This window comes from Candidatus Cloacimonadota bacterium, from assembly GCA_012516855.1.
GTDB lineage: Bacteria > Cloacimonadota > Cloacimonadia > Cloacimonadales > Cloacimonadaceae > Syntrophosphaera.
The window spans coordinates 1-18022 of the sequence record JAAYWB010000030.1 but is presented as its reverse complement, the minus strand read 5'-3'; the positions used below and the strand labels follow the sequence as shown (position 1 = coordinate 18022).

The window sequence follows — 18022 nt, the reverse complement described above, 5'->3', positions numbered from 1 at the left end:
TTGCTACTTAGCATCCGACGTTTGAGTTCTGATGCCGGCAAGGTGTCGCTTACTTGAATCTTTCTCATCACTACCTCCAGTGATATGAATACAGAGACAGGATAATCAATTCTAGTATTTATGCAAGCGAAATGGTATAACGCATTGGGATGGAAAACGATAGCGAGGGTGTGAAATGACTGTATTCCCTCGGAGGAGCGAAGCGATACCGTCAGGCCGTTAAGGCCTTGTCACTTGTCAAGGATTCGCCTCCCGTATGATGGCCGCATTTGATGCGAGGATTATGCGCGGGAAATGAAAGAGGAATGGAATTGACCGCTCAGGATGTGACGGAAAGGACATTACAGTGGATTTATAACTCTATATCAAATCAAGTGGATACAAGTGCTCAAACAGAAAGCAGCCAACAGATTATTACCCACCCGGTTGTAAAGAGAGCCTAACAAGCTACAAAGCCTCCCATCACCAGGTTTCAGCCGATTCCGCGATAATCCGGTTAATCTCTTCGCAGCTTTTATCCGTATCATAATTGAAGGGCGCGTAATCACGGAATTCCTGCAAGTTATCCGCGTCGATAAAATCGGGGATTGGGGTCAAGTTTTTGAATTCCGTTAACTTGCAGGTATAGATCATGCCGTCGGAGATGTCTCTCAGCCGGAAATCCTTATAACCCAGGGAGTAGAAACTATCATCAGCCAGTTCGCCCACGGGGCTGTCTTTCAGATCAAAAGCCAGTTCAGAGAAGTGCGGACTGATGATATCCTCGATGATACCACCGCCAGGCGCCTTTGGAGGCGCGTCAGACTCCAGACTGTCCCAGGGATCGTAAAAGCAAATATTGCAAACCGCGTCACCATATTCCTCATGGACATGGTTGCCAAAACGGACTTTATTGAATCCGGCAAACACTTTGCGCCCACCCTCCTCGGTGAAATCCGGCTCGCGATAGCGGGTGAAGGCGTGATGCGAACCCATGATACCCAAAACCTTGGTGACGCCTGGAACATGGTATTTGTTAAGCGCGCGCAGCCAGTTTTTTTCATCGCAATCCTTCCAGATCAGTTTTCTCTCCTCGGCGTTCGGCTCGCGCTTTTGTTCGCGGCATATCTTATTGTACAGCTTCCAATTATACGGATCATTCAAGCCAATGCAACGGATTTGCCTGTCCGGAGGATTCTTGCGGTTTTGCTCCCAGATCAACCTATAGACGTCCAGATATTCCTGGTACCCCCAAAACGCCTCCTGACGCAGTGTGATCAGCTTTGCCAGAAGAAAGTCGAACTGCTCTTTGCCAAGTAACTCGTTTATAAGAGCCTGATCCTCCCTTCGCCCAAATTCGGTGGCAAACAGGTTTATGCCGTGCTCTGGCAAAAGGGGTATAAGTCGGTGATACATTTCCACTTGCTGGCGGATGTAGTGCATCTCACCCAAAAGCACGATCTCGTGGTTCTCAAATTTATCCAATACATAGTCCTGCGGTGCTTTGCCTTCGTTCAAAAGATAGTCCTTCAGTTCGCTATGCATAATGATTTCTCGCTGTTATTTTTCTTTGAGTGTTAAAACTATTTACAGGTCGCCTATGACGTCAAGGCATATTAAGTCCTTTGGGCTTTTAGAGACACATCTCCAATAGCAATAACCCTATCCCGCTCCCAGAAGGCTGAATTTAGCCCTATCTTACCAAAGCGATTTTTCGGATAAGGCTGGTGCCGCTGCTTTCCAAACGTAGGAAATAGATTCCCGCAGAGCAGGATACGCCGTTGGCGTCCCGGCCGTCCCAGATCTTTTGGTAAACCCCAGGGCCCTTCTGTTCAGATAGAAGTTCTCGCACGAGCTGGCCTCTAGAATTGAAAACCTGCAGTCTGGTGGGTCCATCTGCCGTCACAGCGAAGCTCACCAACGCCTTTTCCCTAATGGGATTGGGAAAACTGGCAAGGCTGAGTTCCACCGGAGGAACCTCGATGCCGGGTTCCGAATCCTGGCTGAGCGAGGTGAGCAGGGTCTCGCTTTCGAGATAAACCTCTTGGGGACCTGGATCGTAGATGGCGGCGAGCTTGATCTGATACCAGAGGGCGGGATCGAGGTCCCAGATCCAGACGGAGCGGCTCTGCGCCGGCAATTCGCGGGTGATCCACTGTGAGGCAGGAGCATCCCAGGGTTTGTATTTGAGCTCAAAGTGGTGGGGATCGGTGAAGGAATGCCAGTCGAGGCGCGCCACCTGATTGTCAACCACTTGGAAATCAGTGAGATAGGGGATGCAGGTGAGGCCGCAGGTGGAACCGATGTCCAGTCCTCCGGCGATGAAACTGTCTATGAACTGGCTCTGGGCGCGTAAACCTTCCAATCCAGCGCCCACGAAGTAAATGCTGTAATAGCTGATGTTATCGCCCGGCGCGAGATTCAGCCGGCCAGCCGGCTCCGGGTCAGTGGGGGTTGGCTGAGCTCCGCAGAGGCAGTTCAGAAACCGGGTGTCGCCCCATCTCGGCTCCTCGGTCACGGTTCCGTCATCTGAGTTGAGGGGGAAGCAATAGTATGGATTAATGCCGCGTCCGGTCATTAGCCAGTACTTTTCATTGGCGGTGCGCAGGGGCATGAAATCAAAGGAGCGGGGATCAAGGTCTTTGGGAGAAAAATTCAGCGGCCAGGCCCAGCAGGCCCTGCTGCCCTCGAAACTCGGCAGGATCAGCTTGTGCCCCAGCCAGTTGGGGCTTAGCCCGCCATCGCCGTCTTTGTCGCGCGAATAGGCAAAATCATAACCGCTGTCATAGCCGCTGATGTCGTCGTTCATACCATATTCGCTGTGCGTGGCGGGGTAGATATCAGCTTCGACGAATTCACCGAGGGCGAGGTCGAAAATGGTGTCCCGGTCGCTGCAGTTGTAGATGGTGTTCTTGAAAACCAGCATCCGGTCGAGGTTTTGCAGGTTCCAAGCAAAGGATTCCCGCTTTATGGCAATCCCCAGGGGATAATGCTGGTTGTATCGGCGGAAGGTTCCCAAGTCTCGCTGTCCGCTTGTTCCCAGGGGACAGAAGTCATAGAAATAGCCAGTGAGGGTCTCAAAGCCTGGCGTGACAAAGCTTTCTGGCTGAGGCTGGCTGAAGCAGTAGGTTCCCATTGGATCCGGCCAGGCGAATTCCCGCGGTGCCGGGAAGCCCAGAATGCTTTTCAGAACTATGTCCTGGTCACAATACTCAGGGTAGTGGGAAGTATAGGCGGCAAGGGTATTGTAAGCTGGCAGCAGTTCCCAAACATCTAAGTAAGTGCCGTTGCCGGTGGGGAACATAATCTGGTCCCAGCCAACGCTGCAGAGGGTGTCCACCACCGCTTTGAGGCCAGAATGCCAATCCGGAGCGCCTTCGAAGGTGGTCCCGCTGCTGTCTGCGGAAGGAATCTGCGCCAGCCAGAAGAGCTTGCGCCCCTCATCATCTCGGCGCTGCAGCTTGCCCCCAATCCAGATGGAACCTTCAATCAGCAGTTTGTTTCCGCTCTGAGCGGGATAATCCAGGCCCCAACAGCGGCCATAGTTGCTCACTTCCAGCCTGAGACTGCCAGCGTTGTGGATTTTACGGTTCATATATTTGGTATCGAACCCGGTTTCCGGCGACAGGGCAGCCAGAATCCCAACCATCAACATAACGAAAAGCACAAGTGAGCGTTTCATAAGCGACCTCCAGCGAGCTTGTCCTGATTCAGCAGAAGCTGAAGAATAACATCCAAAGCTGGTTCCACGTCCTGGGGTTCCAGGTAGGAAAGCGGAACCCCGAACACAAACATCCGCCCGTGCTGATAGCCCACATGTTTGGAAGAGTAGAAGTTATACTGCTCTTGGGTCGGAGGATAGATCGGATGATCAACCGGCTTGCAGCCGAAAGCGTGGTAACAGCCGGCAGCCAGAGACGGATCGAACCAGGTGACCAGCCCGAGACCCTGACGGAGCCGCACCATTGGATTGAAGGCATCTTCTATCATCAAGTCCATGTCGAATTGGTTGTCTTTTGCTTCCGTCCTCACGAAGAATACATTGCTGTACCAGGTATTGGACACCGCTCCAAGATCCGATAGGCTTTCAATCCCGAAGCGTTCGCTCACAAAGCCGTGCGCTTCTAACCGTAGCGAAAACAAAGCATTGTAGAGGTTGGCTCCGGCGCTGATGATCACGGCTCCCCCGGCGTTCAGGTAGATTTCAAGTGGGTCGACATTTATCGGGAGGTTGATATTGCTCGTGGGATTGTCTGAATGCCAGATTACCGCCAGATAGTTTTGCATGAGGACTGGCGAAACGGTGAGAGCGGAACCAATTTCCGGCTGCGCGTCAACGTGCCCCAGCGGACCCCAGTCTGTGGGCAGAACGCTGTCGTAGAAACCATCCACATAGCTTTCCGGTGCCATGGATGCGCTGTGACGGGTGTCATCCACGATCAGCAGGCCGTGGCGCTGCGTTCTGTGTACAAAAGGCGCCAGATTGATGGTGACGCTCACCGGGTCGCTGACGGCGCTTTGCAGATCGACGGCGCAGACTTCAAAAACGTGCTCTCCGTCCGCCAAGCCGGTGAGGATGCAGCGCCGGGAGTCCTCATAAAAGTTGGGCACGCGCAGCCAGGTCTTGCCGTGATGGGTGATCTGTGCGGTCTGGATGAATTGAGGCAGGGCGGGAAAGGGCACGCCATCCAGCCGCAGGTCGAAATGCGCCACCTGGCTGTGGTAATTCGTCTTAGTGACAGCGTCGAGACAGAGATTGAACTCTTTATCGAAGGGACCGCCGGGGATAAAGCCTTCCATGCCAGACCAGGGCGGATTGGTTGAACCATACTGGCCCAGATAGCCCCACTGCAGATGCAGCTTCAGGTCTGGGGAGTTGATCGCCTCCCAGCCTGCATCCGTTTCCCAGAGGCTTCTGTTATTGTGCAGGGCGGCAGGCGGGATCAGCTCCTTGTAATAGAGTTGTTCCAACGGGTTGACACTGTAGTGGTGCTCCCCCAGCGCGGCGAGGGCTTGGGTATAAATCAGGGCTTTGGGTTTGAAATTGCCCCGCACCCGGAAATAGACACTCTGGGGAGTGGCCTCCTCAATGCCCTGGCGGCTAACCACATAGCTTTCGAACTGGGTGTATTGATTATGGGCGTTTTCGCTGAGCGCAGGATCAGTGGTGGCGTTCAGCCTCACTTTGCGCAAATCCGCCATCTCCAGCGAACTGTGCCAGACGCCTTCTGAAATCACTTCCAGGTCTTTATTCAGTATGTTTAGCCGAAACATGAAGTGGTCCGCGTAAAGGCCGTCCACATAAATGTCGCCGATCACTTCACGCAAAGCGAATTCGATTCCGGTGCCGGTGTTGGCGCCGGGTTCGATGGCGGTGTTGATGAGGCTGCCGATCAAGCGGTCGCTCTTGAAGCCGGAGCTGTATGTATTTATTTGAGAGTCTGTTGACTTGACCCTTAAATCCACTTTTTTAACGAGGTTGCTGATTTTGCCCTCGCTGGAAGCAAAGTCGAAGCTGAGGCTGTCGCGTGTGGTCCAAATGCTTCGGTGCGGCCCTTCCTCCGCCAGGGAAACCTCCAAATCCGCTCCGGGCGCGCGAAACCACAACCAACCCTCGGGATCGGCAAACCAACCTTGTGGGAGTTCACCGCTTAAAGTCTCTACCCGCCAGGCGAAGAGGGCGTTCTCCGGCACGGCGGGTCCCGCGGAAATGCCCTGCCGGTAGATGTATTCATCCCCATCACAGGGCAGTTTGTCCTCTGAAAAAACCAGTGTCCCGGCTATTGGCTGGGGTGCTGTTGGCCCGCTCCTGCCGCAGGAAACGAGTACAGCCAGCAAAGCCAGGCCCAAAAAAGATCTCATTAGTTTGTTCATTACTCACTCCCGCTATCTTTTCTTGTCTTCCATTCGCGGTTGTCATTCTAACTTTATCAAAGTACTTGTCAAGCATTATGTTGGGTTCTCTTTCAAATTGGATGGATAAAGCTCTCTGGACTGCTTTCTGATTGAATGCCCGCAACCACTTGATTTAATAGAGAGCCATAAATGCCAACTCACCGCAATGTCCTGTCGGTCAGGCCCTGAGCGCTCGAGACCGTCCCTCTCTTTTGTCCCCCGCCCAATACTCGCATCAAATGCGGGCATCATGCGGGAGGCGCGACAGAGTTACATAAAAGGGCCTTAACAGCCAGTCAGGATCGCTTCTTCCTGGCCGCTTCAAACACCTGTTATCGTATGCCATACCAAGGCGTTACCCGCCCGGGTTTAATGAACATCATGGATTTCAGGGATGGAAAGGATGTTTGGTCGGGAAGTTCAGATTCTGGATTTGTTTCTGATTCACCTGCCGGATAGTATCAGTTCATAGGCAACCGAAACGAACCACGAAATCACGGTCCGGAACGAAATCCAAAAACGTCCAGCGGTAGTTGGAGTTTTGAGCGTCGAGACTGACGATGGGGTCCGGGTAAGGCAGATCGGTGAGCGTAATTCCTTGTCCGAGAGTAAGGTTTATCTCCGAAGAAGGCAGCGGCCGGCCCCAGGAGTTAGCGGTTAGCAGCACATAGCGGGCTTCCGAGCCGCTAATCTTTTGCCGGTAGCTGATTTTCACTCCCGCAAAGCTGCGCGCGGGCAAGTCCAGCCTGAAGCCAAAGCCGCGCTGGTTCTGGTATAGCAGTTCCACCGACATGCTGTCCACGGGTTCGATGAGGCTGATGGATACATCCTCCGCGACCCCGACGCTGTCGGAAGCGGGAACGGGAAACCAGATCAGGCGGCTTAGTGCTTCATGGTGGAGATTGGAAAGGAAGAACCGGCCAGAGACAATCCAGAGCAGAGTGTCGCTTTCCGGGGAGGTTTTCTCCAGAGAAAAATCCAGCACCTCGCCTTCAAAGGCGAACTGCGGCTGGGCCAGCAGCAGCCCCGGCAACAGCAAGAGCAGCAGCAAAAAGGCCTTGGGGCTCATTTGATGACGCTGATCCGGCCTCGTCCCAACTGGCGGGAACCCTGCTCCAAAGCAATAAAATAGATGCCGCTGGGCAGCTCCGGCAAGCGCCATTGAATCTCAGCTACAGACGGCATCCCAGTACTTGCCAAAACACGGCCGCGCAGGTCGTAAAGCTTAAGTTCGGCAGATTCTGAGAGGGAGATTCCCTGGCCGTATTTAAGCGAGACGGTGTTCCCGCTGGCAGAGTTCAGGACTGAAGGGCTGATACTTAATACATGGCTGGCAGAGGGCTGGACAGGATCGTCTGCGGCTGCGCTGCTGATCACAGCGGTGAGCGAAACGGTTTCCTCCGGCTCTGGGTAAAACCTGATATCAAGCACTATTTCCTGGGTGAGCGGATCCAGAACCCGTACCCGGGTGGGTACTGCGGAAGAGGCTAGCTGCCAGTTTCCATCGGCATCGGTGGTGTATGGGGTGTAATATGTGGAAATATAGCCGGTAAAACTCAAATAGACTGGCACTCCAGACACCGGTATTCCTTGCTGGTTCTGTGTGTGCACGCTGAGAGTGTAGCAGTGAACGGGGTTGAATCCGCCCTCGGTGCCTATGTCCTTGGCCCAGGCGGCAACCTCGCCTTCATAGGTGCCTACCATCACCTGCACAGCGGATTGGCCAGGCTGCAGGGAACGCAGGTCCACAGCGTCTCCCAGCCCCCAGCTGACCGATTCTTGCCACTGCGAATCCCACGAGATGCTGTCCTGCAGCACCAATTGGTCATTGAGGGGATTAATACTGAAACCGGGAATGGCCTCAGATATGTTCACAGTGAAGGGCAGGGAAGTGGGTGGAACGAAAGAGTCTGGGAATTGCCAGGTTCCGGCTGAGGTGACAAAGGTAAGTTCCGAAATGCGGTCCAGATAGCCATAGTAGCCATGGTCTTCGGCGAACTGGAGAAAGAGGTCGCCGGAATCAAACCAAAGCCGGGCCAGGTTTCGGGGTGTAATGGGATTGGCCGTCAAAGCTGTGGCGAACAGCATTACGGCCACAAGCATAAGCAGCTTTTTCATGGTTACCTCACTTTATGATGGTGATACGGTCTCCAACCAGAGGGCCTCTGGAGCCGCTGAGACGGATGAAGTAAATGCCGTTGGCAAGGTCCGGTAAAACCCAGTCTGTGTATCCCTCTCTGGGCATTTCCCTGCCGGCCATCCATCTGCCGCGCAAATCGTAGAGGTCCAGACGCGCGGCTCTTTCCAGCGGCTGTTTTGATCTGTATTCCACGTGCAGGGTGTTGCCGGACGAGGCTCCCAAAACGGAGGGGCTGAGCTCCAGAGTTTTAGGCATTAGTTCCTCGGGCGCAACACCACTGCTCGTGACTATGGCTTCGATGTGAATATGCTCGCCGGGCTCAGGGAAGTGAAGTTGGTTGTAAACCCAGGTTCCGGTGACGGGATCTTTGATGATGACGCGGACGCGCTGAGCATAGAAATACTGCTTCTGCCACCAACCGTTGGAATTGGTGTGCGCGTCCGGCCAGACGGTGTCAGGGTAGGTGCCGTAGTTCAGGTGGATGGGCACCGAGGAAGCAGGTTGGCCGCTGAGATCGTTCACCTGTACGCTCAGGGTGCAGAGGGTGGCGGGACAATAGGGATGCACATAAGCTGTGCCGTTGTCTTTAGCCCAGACGTGCATTGATTCCCATTCCCCCATGTAGATTTGGTAGCCGACCGAATACTGCACCACAGACTGGCCGGCCGTGAGCGGATGGATGTTCACGCTGGTGTCGTTCTGGGGCCCCCAACTGACGGTTTCATCCAAGGGATCATCATAAGGGTCCGTATCCACTGTGAAAAAGTCTTCCGCGCGGTTGATGGTGAAACCGGGGATGGCCTGGCTGAGATTGATTTCGAACGGCAATTCCGGCGGCAGGGTGTAGTCGCAGGGGAAATTGTAAGTGCCGGAAGAGGTTGCGAAGCCGAGGCTGCCCACGTCCCAAGCGTCTGCCTCAGGGCCGAAGCGCACCCAGAAATTGTCAGAATCGTCAAACCAGACGCGCTCCACCGCCCGGGGGATTTGGATGTTGGCAGCCAAAGCGCTGATAACGAGCAGCAGGGCCGCAGCGGAGACCATCTTTTTCACGTCCATTTCTCCTCCCAAGGAAAGAGTAAGTCATTGATCAGTAAAGGCAAATCCTTTTCATGGGAATATTCAGGCCAGGCAGAGTTGCCCGCAGGAAATAGACACCTTTGGCGGCTGGCTGACCGCTGTCGTCCAAGCCGTTCCAGATGCACTCGAAGCTGCTGCCGGAGGCCGTTTTCTCTGGCTGCAGCACGCGGACCTTCTGGCCGCGAAGGTTGTAAACCTCCAGAACGGGCTGGCTGCCAGAAGCGTGATCCAGCTTGATGTTGACGTTGCCAAAGGCTGGATTGGGCCAGGCTGTCAGACTTGGCTGAAGCACCGGAGGAAGACCGGGATCGTCGTTGGGAACGGTCAGGATAGTTCTGGCGTGGAAAACCTGGCCGGACTGGTTCGGTTCTGTCCCGATAGCACGCAGCCACAGATAGATATCCAAAACATCATCGTCGGCAGGCACAAGAGCCAGGGTGGAATTGGACAGGTCATACTGGCCCGGGTCGCTGATGTTCAGGGGCCAACTGGCGAGCAAGGTGGACGTGCCGGAATAAACCTGATAAATCTTGAGAGTGCCGGCTTCATACAGGGCAAAGATTCTGTGTCCCAAGGGCAAAACAGTCGTGGCATTGAGGCCAGTATCCACCTGGTAGGCTATCTCATAGTCCAAATCACCGGTACCCGCCTCAAGGACTCGGACCTTTAGTTGGCGTGTGTCAGGTCCCTCGGTTTCCTGAAGCAGGAAGGCAGAGCCGTCTGAAGCCAGATCCAGGCTGCGGATCAGGCCCTGGCCTTTTGTGGAAGCGGACCAGTCTGCCACATTGTCGCCCTCAGCGTAGAGCAGCAGGTCGTTCACGCTGTAAAGGGCACGGTTATCAGAGCGGGTGAAAGCTTTGCAGTGGGTGCGTTTCAGTTGTGGTTTCAGGAAATAGCGTTCGCCCGTCGAATCGTTTATGGTCCCCAGGGCCAGTCCCAGCTTCCACATGCTGTGCTGGTCGGTGTCTCCGGCAAAGGGAGCGTCACTCAGCTTGCGGCGGTAATCGTTGTAGTACTGTCTTTTGTATCCCACACCAGAACCGTCGGCGCCGGGATAGTTGACATTGGTAAGTTGAAATCCAAAAATGGGATCGTTATGACTAACAGAGGTTGGCGAGCTTGAACCCCCGCAGTGGTCCTGGTCGATATCCCAGACATTGTAACTGGGCCACTCTTGGTCATCATAGGAGCGGTGCATGAAGCCGCGACGCTGCTGATACACACTACCCCAGAGCTTCAGGGTTCCCCGTTCCAGATAGGGTGTGCGTTCCGGCCAGAGGGGATTGTACCAGGGCAGGTCAATCTTCAGGTTGCGGTTTCCCGGATTGATGGAGGCCCAGGGCTGGGTTTGGGTTTGGGGATAGCAGTAGCGGTGTAGGTCGATGTTTTCATACAGGACGCCGTCGATCCGCACTGCCGGCGTGGAAGGATGCGGATGCTGGTATTCGAAGGTGAAAACCCCGTCGCAGCGCGGGTTGACAGAGTCTCTGCCAAACGCGAAAAGACTGGCATAGATCAGGTGGGGTTCCTGGTCCGAAGCGCAGAGCCCGTGATAGCGCAGGTAATCCACCGGGCTGCGGTAACCGTATTTGAGCACGATACTCTCTTCCGAAACCAGGTTAACGGAATCGGTTAGATTGCCAACCAAGTCTAATCCCGCTGGAGTGTTGGCCAATAGAATGTCATCCAGGATGAAGATGGTGTCTGCCGCCGCCCAGGTTTGGTGCGAGCCGAAGGTGCCCTTTATCCAGAGCTTGCCATTCACAAACATGCTGGTGTTGTGACAGGATCCGCTGTTATAGAAGCTCCAGATGGTGTCGCAGACAGCGTAACTGTTTTGGTAGAGAAAGTTGTTCGGGTCTGCTGGAGGATAGGTGGAATAAACATCTGAAGTCACAATATGGGCAGGCTGCACCACTCCCAGATAGGCAGTGTAGCTACTGCCGTCAACTTCCACATACATGATGTGGTTGGGATTATAATACGTAGGTCCGACCAACTGGTTGTCAACATTAGTGGCGCCGGTAATTTCCAACAGTGGCGCGTTTTCGATCAAACCTCCAAGAAAGATTTCGTGTTCATTATAGGTTCCGCTGAAGCTCATCACCTCGCCGCTGATGATGACCGGGCCGTAAAAAGCGGGCCAGCCGTTGTTGGAGCCGCCTGAGGTTCGCTTGATCCAGAGATCGGAATTCAAACGAACGCCGCCATAGATCTGATCCTGGCCATGATAATAGAGGTTCGTGTCGTTGGAGGATATATCATTTTCGGTAATTATATGTGGTACAATCAGTTCCTCCGGATCATCCGGATGGCAGTAATCATCCTGCGAGTGCTCGGGATAGGGCAGCAACAAATCGACGGTTTTGAGCTGGCCGTCCCTTCGTTCCGTGATGGGACTGTTCTCGAACGTTCGACCGGTATCCAGAGAGGGATCATCTGTCGCGGTTAGCCAGGTCAGGCCGCCATCGACTGATTTAGCCATCAACCTGTCCGTGCCGCTGGTGTAGGTGATGATAATTTCCTCTGGTGAGTAAAAGAGAGTGGGTCTGGTAAGACAGTTGCTGGCTTGGGCAACATTGACGGAAGTCCAGGAGTCGCCGCCGTCGGTGCTGGATCTATAAACGATCCAGCCAGTTAGACCTGGGTGAGCTCCGGGGTTGTTGAAATAAACCATAGCCAGCAGTCCTGGCTCGGAATGTACAGCGGCCTTACCGGCAAAATGACCCTCCCCCACCAGATGGAGGGGGCTCATCTGCGCCGTCAGGGCTCCAAGCCCCAAGGCCAACGTCAACAGTAACATTGCGTTACGCATTTTTCCTCCCGTATTGCTTGCAAGTATTTAAGGCAAATTGTAAGGGTTGCATGAATCGTTCCAATCTTCAAGCAAAAAACAGGCGCCGCTGCCGAGGCTAACGCTGTAATCCTGATGTATATTATGTTTGGGCTCATGAACCTTACTCCAACCTTAGCCCCCGAACTTCCGCCTCTGCATCGCCTCCCGCATAATGGCCGCATCGAATACGGGAATTATGCGGGAGGCAACAGGGAGATGAAATGGAGGGGGTTAAGCACCAGCCAATTTTCCCCTTGACGGATAGCGGGCCTCGAAAAATTGTGAATTTCCATACAAAAATAAGGAGTCAAGATGTACGCCATCGTTGATATCAAAGGATTTCAGTACAGGGCTGAAGCAAACGCCATCCTGCGCGTTCCCCTGCTGAATACGGCGGAGCCGGGCCAGAGCCTGGAGTTTGACCGGGTGTTGCTTGTCCGCAATGAGGACGAGATCATGGTCGGCCAGCCCGTAGTAGAAGGCGCAGCAGTACTTGCAGAAGTAATCGAGCACGGTAAAGGCAAAAAGAAGGTGATCTACCATGCCAAACGCAGGAAAGGTTACCGTGTTAAAAAAGGTTACCGTGAGCAATACACAGAAATTAAAGTCACCGGTATCCGGATTTGAGGAGATGAGAAATGGCACATAAGAAAGGAGTCGGAAGCAGCCGCAACGGACGGGACAGCAATCCCAAATACCGCGGCGTGAAAAAGTACGGCAGTGAGTATGTTGTGGCCGGCAACATCATCGTGCGCCAGAAAGGCACGAAAATCCATCCCGGCGCCAACGTCGGCATGGGCAGGGACTATACCCTGTTCAGCCTCATCGAAGGCCATGTGAAATTTGAGACCCGCGGGGCCAGCAACAGAAAGTTCGTCTCTGTGGTCCCCATCAGCAGCGAAGCATAAGCGGCGCCGTCACCCATATTGAAAAACCCCCGGTCAAAAACCGGGGGTTATCTTTTGCGTTCCGAACTGAGGTCCGGAGGCGTAATTAATTTACCTTGAAGGTTGTATCGCCCTTTTCGAGGAAGGCGATGATCTGCTTAGCAGCGGCCACGCCGGCATTGACGTTGGCTTCACCGGTCTGGGCCCCCATTTTCTTGGGGGTCCAATAGCTGCGGTCGGGGTAGAGCTCAGCTAGTTTGGCGGAGCAATCGGGTTCCACGTCGCTCACATAACGGAATTTCGCTTTTTCTTCAAAGGCCTTCAGCAGAGAATCTTCGTCGATGACTTCTTTGCGCGCGGTGTTCACCATGATGCAATTGTCCTTCATCAGGGAAAGCAGGTCCCAGTTGATGGATTTCTTGGTTTCGGCTGTGGCGGGAATGTGCAGGGAAATGTAGTCGCCGGTACTGAAGATTTCCTGTACGCTGTTTAGGGTGGTGACGCCTTCCTTGGCCATTATTTCAGGGCTGATGTAGGGATCGTAGGCGAAAACTTCCATTCCTACGCCTTTGGCCATCTTGGCCAGAAAACGGGGAACGAAACCGAAACCATAGAGCACCAGCTTCTTGCCGGCCAGTTCGGATCCGCTTTTGCCGTTGAATTTGCCCCGCGCCATATAGATCATCATAGCCAGGGCAAGCTCTGCCACTGCGTTGGAATTCTGGCCAGGAGTGTTCATGGCCACCACGTTGTGGGCTGTGGCAGCGGCGAGGTCGATGTTGTCATATCCGGCGCCGGCGCGCACCACGATTTTGAGTTTCGGAGCTGCTGCGAAGACGGCTTCGTCAACCTTGTCGCTGCGGATGATGAGGGCATCGGCATCCGCGACGGCGGTGTGAAGGTCTTTGGGATCGGTGTAGTTTTCCAGCCAGGCATGGGTATAGCCTGCGGCGTCAAGCTCGGCTTTGATTTTTTGCACGGCGGCCGCGGCAAAGGGTTTTTCCGTGGCGATCAGTACTTTGGGCATTTTTGGTCTCCTTGTTTGTATTTATCATATGATCTTATAATGGTTATGGCTGTTTTCAAGTCAAGCCCTTTTTCACTTCATTAGTAGCATACGCTTTGTGATCGAGGCTTCGCGGGTTTGCAACCGGTAGAAGTACAAACCGCTGGCCACAGCGTTGCCGCAATCGTCTCGTCCGTCCCAAAGCACGCTGTGATCGCCTTTGGGCAGATATCCGGAGTTGAGTTCGCGCACGGACTGGCCTTTCAGGTTGAACACTGTCAGGCGCGCCTCACCATTCTGAGCAGTCTGGAAAGCGATGGTGGTGCTGGGATTGAAGGGATTGGGATAGTTCTGCAGCAGTTTGTCCGAAAGCGCTGGTACAGTGGGGTCAGAACTCGGAAGAATTGCAGCTGCGTGGCTGCCCTGGCGTTTTAGCGAGCCGCGATAGGTGACCCAAGGCATGCAACCTCCGGCGGCGCGGCGCAGATTCAACACCAAGACACCGGTGGAGTAGCCGCTCACCAGTTTCAAGATTCCGTCGCTATCCAGATCGCAGATGGTGCCCGGAGTGGTGCCGTTATAGGAAGTGATGAAGGGGAATCCGTCCAGCATGGATCCGTCGGTTTTGTAGGCATAAACGGAGTTGATGTTGCTGGAGACCAGGATTTCCGGGGCGGGATCGTCGTCCAGGTTTGCAATGAGGGGCGGGGTGTTGCATACTGCTCCGACATTCAAAGGAAATCCGCTCAGGTAATCGCCGTTTTGGTCAACCGCGCAGAGGATTCCGCCAAGAGTCACAAATACTATTTCCAGGGCCCCGTCACCGTTGAGATCAGCCAAAACTGGACTGGAGGCCATCGCGGAGGGGATTTGCTTGTCCACCAGGATCTCTCCGGTGGGTGAAACCAACAGCATCCGGGTGTTCGCTCCCAGGGCGATTCTGCCGTTGTCCAGCACAGTTGGTGCACCGGATATGGCGCCGAATATAGAAATGGGGAACCCGGGTTTGTAGTTGCCAGTGCCGTCCAGGACGTGCAAATTGCCGTTGTTGGTGCCGACGATGATTTCCATCAGGCAGTCGCCGTCCAGGTCGGCAGCTGCCATCTCTGAAAAGTAGGCGGAACCGAGGTTTACGGGGAAACCCGGAACCGGTATGCCATTATGATCAACGGCATGCAGATCGCCATTGAGCCCCTGCGCCAGCACCTTGTCTGTGCCGGAAGCGTCGATGGTAGCGATCACAGGGCTGAACAGCAACGGGCTGCCGGCGTTGTAATCGAAGACAGGAACCCCGGACAGGGAGGTGGCCAAAAGACGTCCGGTGCGGCTGGAGTAAACTATCTCGGGAGCGCCGTCGCCGGTGATGTCGCCAATGGCGGCGCTACTCATGATATCCTGTTGCGGAGGAGCGAACCAGCCATCGAAATTCTCGCCATACCCATCAATGTAATAGGCCCGGCCATAAACATCCAGATACATGATATCAGAGCTTCCGTCGCGGTTGAAATCGTGCACCATGGGCGCGGATTTGGTTTGGATCTGGCAATCCCAGGGATATCGGTTATCCACCATGGTGACCTCTACGCTGATGTCAAACCTGCGAATACCGATGCTGAGACCGGTGGTGGGATGCACCGCGTCCAGCGTAAGTTGCATCTGGTAGATTCCATAGCCGATGTCGGGGCTTAATTGCACGCGGATGAAAAATCCATCCGGGCTGGTCTCGCCAGGCAGGATCTGGGAGATGCTCTGTGTACCGGTCAGCACCTCCACTCCAGCCGGGACATTTTGCAGGGTCACGCTAACATTATTGGCTGTCGCCCAGTCCTGATGGTTGCGGATCACAGGAAAGATGCGCAGGATTTCGCCGGGGTTGATGCCGCCGTCGCCATCACCTTCGATATCGGAGATGCTGTAATCTTCCAAAGTAAGGAAAGGCAGAGAGGTATCGGGATATTTGATCTCTATAGAAGGATCGCCGAACAGCACCATCTGGTAGTAGCACCAGCGCATTACGTCTATGCTGAGCGCGGCATTGAGGTTTTGCAGCCGGGAATAGCTGAGCGCCTGGCCCAGGCGGGTGTTCGGGGTCTCGTACAGGCCGATGAAAAACTCGCGATCATAAAACTGCGAGGGGCCATCAATGCTGCCCGGCATGTACCAGCCGTAGCGCGTGTTACCAATGAAGGCGAAAACCCCGCCATTCGCGAAGGACAGGTGTTCGCCGATGCATTCGCTAATCCCACTGGTCCGCTGGTCAAAAGCGGCGGGATAGCATCCCTGGCTGTAAAGAAATCCGTATTCCGTGTTCTGGAGTTGCTGGATGGTGTTGTTGCTTTGCCCCATCAGGTAGGTTTCGTTGGCGTGGCCCATGTGGTTCATGGCGTTGGCGCCCTGGTTGATGGCGTTCCAGACGCCCTCCGCGCTGTAGGTGCCGTCACGCTGATACATGGTGCGCAGGAAATAATCATCTGGAATATGGATGGCCACATCATCCTTGTAATCGCCGCCCCAAGTGAGGGGGTTGTAGTTAAGATTTTCGCCGAACATGATCGAGATGTTATTGCTAAATGTGTCGTTGTTAACGTAGTATTGGGTTTTACGGAAGATGTTGGCAAATTCAGACTGAGTTTCGGCTGGGAAACGTCCGATGTGCACTTCAGGCAGCATGTCCACGTCGTCCGATGGTTCGCCCCAGATATTGTTTCCGTTGGCATTCCAGTTCCCATCCAGATTGCTGAAATAGATGTCGGTGGGCATCCGGTTGTCCACAGTGTCGCCCACCTGACCGTAGCAGCCGCGTTCCGGCACGATCTCGTCATCGCCGCCCAGGATCACGTATTCCAGCGGAGTGGCTGAGGTGGCCCAAGTTTGATAGGCATCGATGATGAAGTTGCGCACCTTCTCGGCGTTGTCAGTTCCGAGGTAGGCGTCATAGATATCCGCTGTGCTGAACAGGCCGGTACTTATGTTCTGTGTGTTGCGCCACTGGATGTAGTTGGTGAAATTCGAGGTGCAGGAATCGCTGGTGATGATGATCATCTTTTTAGGCACGCTGAGGTCTATCAACCGGCTTTGCGGCACGTGGTCGCGATAGCTGGCTGAATTCAGGTAACTGGCAGCGGCATCCGGATTGAGCACCAAATCCTGTAAGTCAGAATTGCCCCTGGCTGGGGCAAAAAAGTTGGCCGAGGTGCGCGCCGTAGCTTCGTCAAAGGTGGTCTCGATCTCAATCTGGACATGTATACTGGCCAGAAGATGCTTCTTCACGGGATTGTATTTGAAGGGATAGACGTTGATCACGGCAATCTGATAACCGCGCATGGACTGCACTCCGAGATAGCTGAAATCCTGGCTGGGCCAGGCAGCATCGACGCTCCAGATAGCGGGGTCCGGTTGCGTGGTGTCAGGATGGGGCTGCGAAATCTTTTGCTGCGCGCGAACGAAGTCGAGTTCAGCCCTGTCGTCATGGAGCTGTGGCTCGTCCAGGTTCACACTCACGTTCAGCACTTTTTCGCCGAAGGGCAGCAGCACCCGCACCGGAAGATAGTTCAGCACCGGAACGCCTGGATCCATCAGGGGCGCGGTCTCAGCACCCCGGGTGGCGCCTGTGGCGCCGGCAGGATCAACATTCAGGTGCAGACTCAGCCCGAAAGCGAGCCCGCAAAGGGCCAAAAGCCCGATCAGTAAAAGCGTCCTTTTCATATCTATCATCCTTGGCTCAGATAAATTACACGTTTTTGGCAATGTAACCCATAAACTACAAACGGCCGGGAAACGTCAAGCATTTTTTCTCTTCGCACTTGCACACACAAATCAGGAACTCAACGTAAGCAAAACCCATACAGATATTCTTCTTTCCCCTGCATAAAACAAACCAGCTCCTGCTCAGTATAGCCATTCATTAACTTAGATAATGCATTAGGTATCTCAGACACAAATTCAGGACTGAAATTATCAGCTCATATTCAAAGAGTGGCGTGATCACAGTAATCCCAGCTTAGGGGTCCTCGCAAACGAGCATATCGAATTCGTGGGATACAAAGCGGAAAGAAAACCCGCTAGGAAGTGAAGCGATGTTGACTGGCCGTTAAGGCCCTTTACCAAATCCCTGGTGCGCCTCCCGTATGATGCCCGCATTTGATACGAGAATAATGCGGGAGGCATGAGAGTGGGATGGACTCAACCGCTCAGGACGTGGC

General features: G+C 54.2%; 11 protein-coding genes. 2 read left to right on the top strand and 9 right to left on the bottom strand.

Features of this window, described 5'->3' with window-relative positions; all coding sequences use genetic code 11:
- Nucleotides 1-462 precede the first annotated feature (462 nt).
- The 7 genes from GX466_02805 to GX466_02775 form a co-directional block, all read right to left on the bottom strand.
- Complete coding sequence (locus GX466_02805; protein ID NLH93136.1) at nt 463-1524, bottom strand: hypothetical protein; 1062 nt, start codon at nt 1522-1524, stop codon at nt 463-465.
- 148 nt (nt 1525-1672) lie between these two features.
- Complete coding sequence (locus tag GX466_02800; GenBank protein ID NLH93135.1) at nt 1673-3661, bottom strand: T9SS type A sorting domain-containing protein; 1989 nt, start codon at nt 3659-3661, stop codon at nt 1673-1675.
- Nucleotides 3658-5853: a hypothetical protein gene (locus GX466_02795; protein NLH93134.1), complete on the bottom strand. Its 2196-nt coding sequence runs from the start codon at nt 5851-5853 to the stop codon at nt 3658-3660. Before GX466_02795 ends, GX466_02800 begins: the two co-directional genes overlap by 4 nt.
- Nucleotides 5854-6340: 487 nt before the next feature.
- The gene (locus GX466_02790) at nt 6341-6943 is read right to left on the bottom strand and encodes a hypothetical protein (GenBank protein ID NLH93133.1); all 603 of its coding nucleotides are present in this window, start codon (nt 6941-6943) and stop codon (nt 6341-6343) included.
- On the bottom strand, nt 6940-7992 hold the full coding sequence (locus tag GX466_02785) for a T9SS type A sorting domain-containing protein (protein ID NLH93132.1): 1053 nt from the start codon (nt 7990-7992) through the stop codon (nt 6940-6942). The genes GX466_02790 and GX466_02785 overlap by 4 nt, the downstream gene beginning before the upstream one ends.
- Nucleotides 7993-7999: 7 nt before the next feature.
- Nucleotides 8000-9070 carry a hypothetical protein gene (locus tag GX466_02780; protein ID NLH93131.1) on the bottom strand — a complete coding sequence of 357 codons (1071 nt, stop codon included), beginning with the start codon at nt 9068-9070 and terminating at the stop codon, nt 8000-8002.
- A gap of 31 nt (nt 9071-9101) precedes the next feature.
- Nucleotides 9102-11906: a T9SS type A sorting domain-containing protein gene (locus tag GX466_02775; protein NLH93130.1), complete on the bottom strand. Its 2805-nt coding sequence runs from the start codon at nt 11904-11906 to the stop codon at nt 9102-9104.
- 333 nt (nt 11907-12239) lie between these two features.
- Here GX466_02775 and rplU point away from each other — a divergent pair, with 333 nt between their 5' ends.
- Nucleotides 12240-12554, top strand: a complete 315-nt coding sequence (gene rplU, locus GX466_02770) for a 50S ribosomal protein L21 (protein NLH93129.1) — start codon at nt 12240-12242, stop codon at nt 12552-12554.
- Between the two features lie 11 nt (nt 12555-12565).
- The gene (gene rpmA / locus GX466_02765) at nt 12566-12835 is read left to right on the top strand and encodes a 50S ribosomal protein L27 (GenBank protein ID NLH93128.1); all 270 of its coding nucleotides are present in this window, start codon (nt 12566-12568) and stop codon (nt 12833-12835) included.
- Between the two features lie 85 nt (nt 12836-12920).
- On the opposite strand, the gene GX466_02760 is transcribed toward rpmA, so the two are convergent.
- Nucleotides 12921-13841: a 3-phosphoglycerate dehydrogenase gene (locus tag GX466_02760; protein ID NLH93127.1), complete on the bottom strand. Its 921-nt coding sequence runs from the start codon at nt 13839-13841 to the stop codon at nt 12921-12923.
- A gap of 72 nt (nt 13842-13913) precedes the next feature.
- Nucleotides 13914-17525: a T9SS type A sorting domain-containing protein gene (locus tag GX466_02755; GenBank protein NLH93126.1), complete on the bottom strand. Its 3612-nt coding sequence runs from the start codon at nt 17523-17525 to the stop codon at nt 13914-13916.
- Nucleotides 17526-18022 lie beyond the last annotated feature (497 nt).

What these genes read in the sequence shown, in the direction of transcription:
- GX466_02800 (NLH93135.1), bottom strand. Translation starts at nt 3,661, where the DNA reads ATGAAACGCTCACTTGTGCTTTTCGTTATGTTGATGGTTGGGATTCTG.
- GX466_02805 (NLH93136.1), bottom strand. Translation starts at nt 1,524, where the DNA reads ATGCATAGCGAACTGAAGGACTATCTTTTGAACGAAGGCAAAGCACCG.
- rplU (NLH93129.1), top strand. Translation starts at nt 12,240, where the DNA reads ATGTACGCCATCGTTGATATCAAAGGATTTCAGTACAGGGCTGAAGCA.
- GX466_02760 (NLH93127.1), bottom strand. Translation starts at nt 13,841, where the DNA reads ATGCCCAAAGTACTGATCGCCACGGAAAAACCCTTTGCCGCGGCCGCC.
- rpmA (NLH93128.1), top strand. Translation starts at nt 12,566, where the DNA reads ATGGCACATAAGAAAGGAGTCGGAAGCAGCCGCAACGGACGGGACAGC.
- GX466_02780 (NLH93131.1), bottom strand. Translation starts at nt 9,070, where the DNA reads ATGGACGTGAAAAAGATGGTCTCCGCTGCGGCCCTGCTGCTCGTTATC.
- GX466_02775 (NLH93130.1), bottom strand. Translation starts at nt 11,906, where the DNA reads ATGCGTAACGCAATGTTACTGTTGACGTTGGCCTTGGGGCTTGGAGCC.
- GX466_02790 (NLH93133.1), bottom strand. Translation starts at nt 6,943, where the DNA reads ATGAGCCCCAAGGCCTTTTTGCTGCTGCTCTTGCTGTTGCCGGGGCTG.
- GX466_02795 (NLH93134.1), bottom strand. Translation starts at nt 5,853, where the DNA reads ATGAACAAACTAATGAGATCTTTTTTGGGCCTGGCTTTGCTGGCTGTA.
- GX466_02755 (NLH93126.1), bottom strand. Translation starts at nt 17,525, where the DNA reads ATGAAAAGGACGCTTTTACTGATCGGGCTTTTGGCCCTTTGCGGGCTC.
- GX466_02785 (NLH93132.1), bottom strand. Translation starts at nt 7,992, where the DNA reads ATGAAAAAGCTGCTTATGCTTGTGGCCGTAATGCTGTTCGCCACAGCT.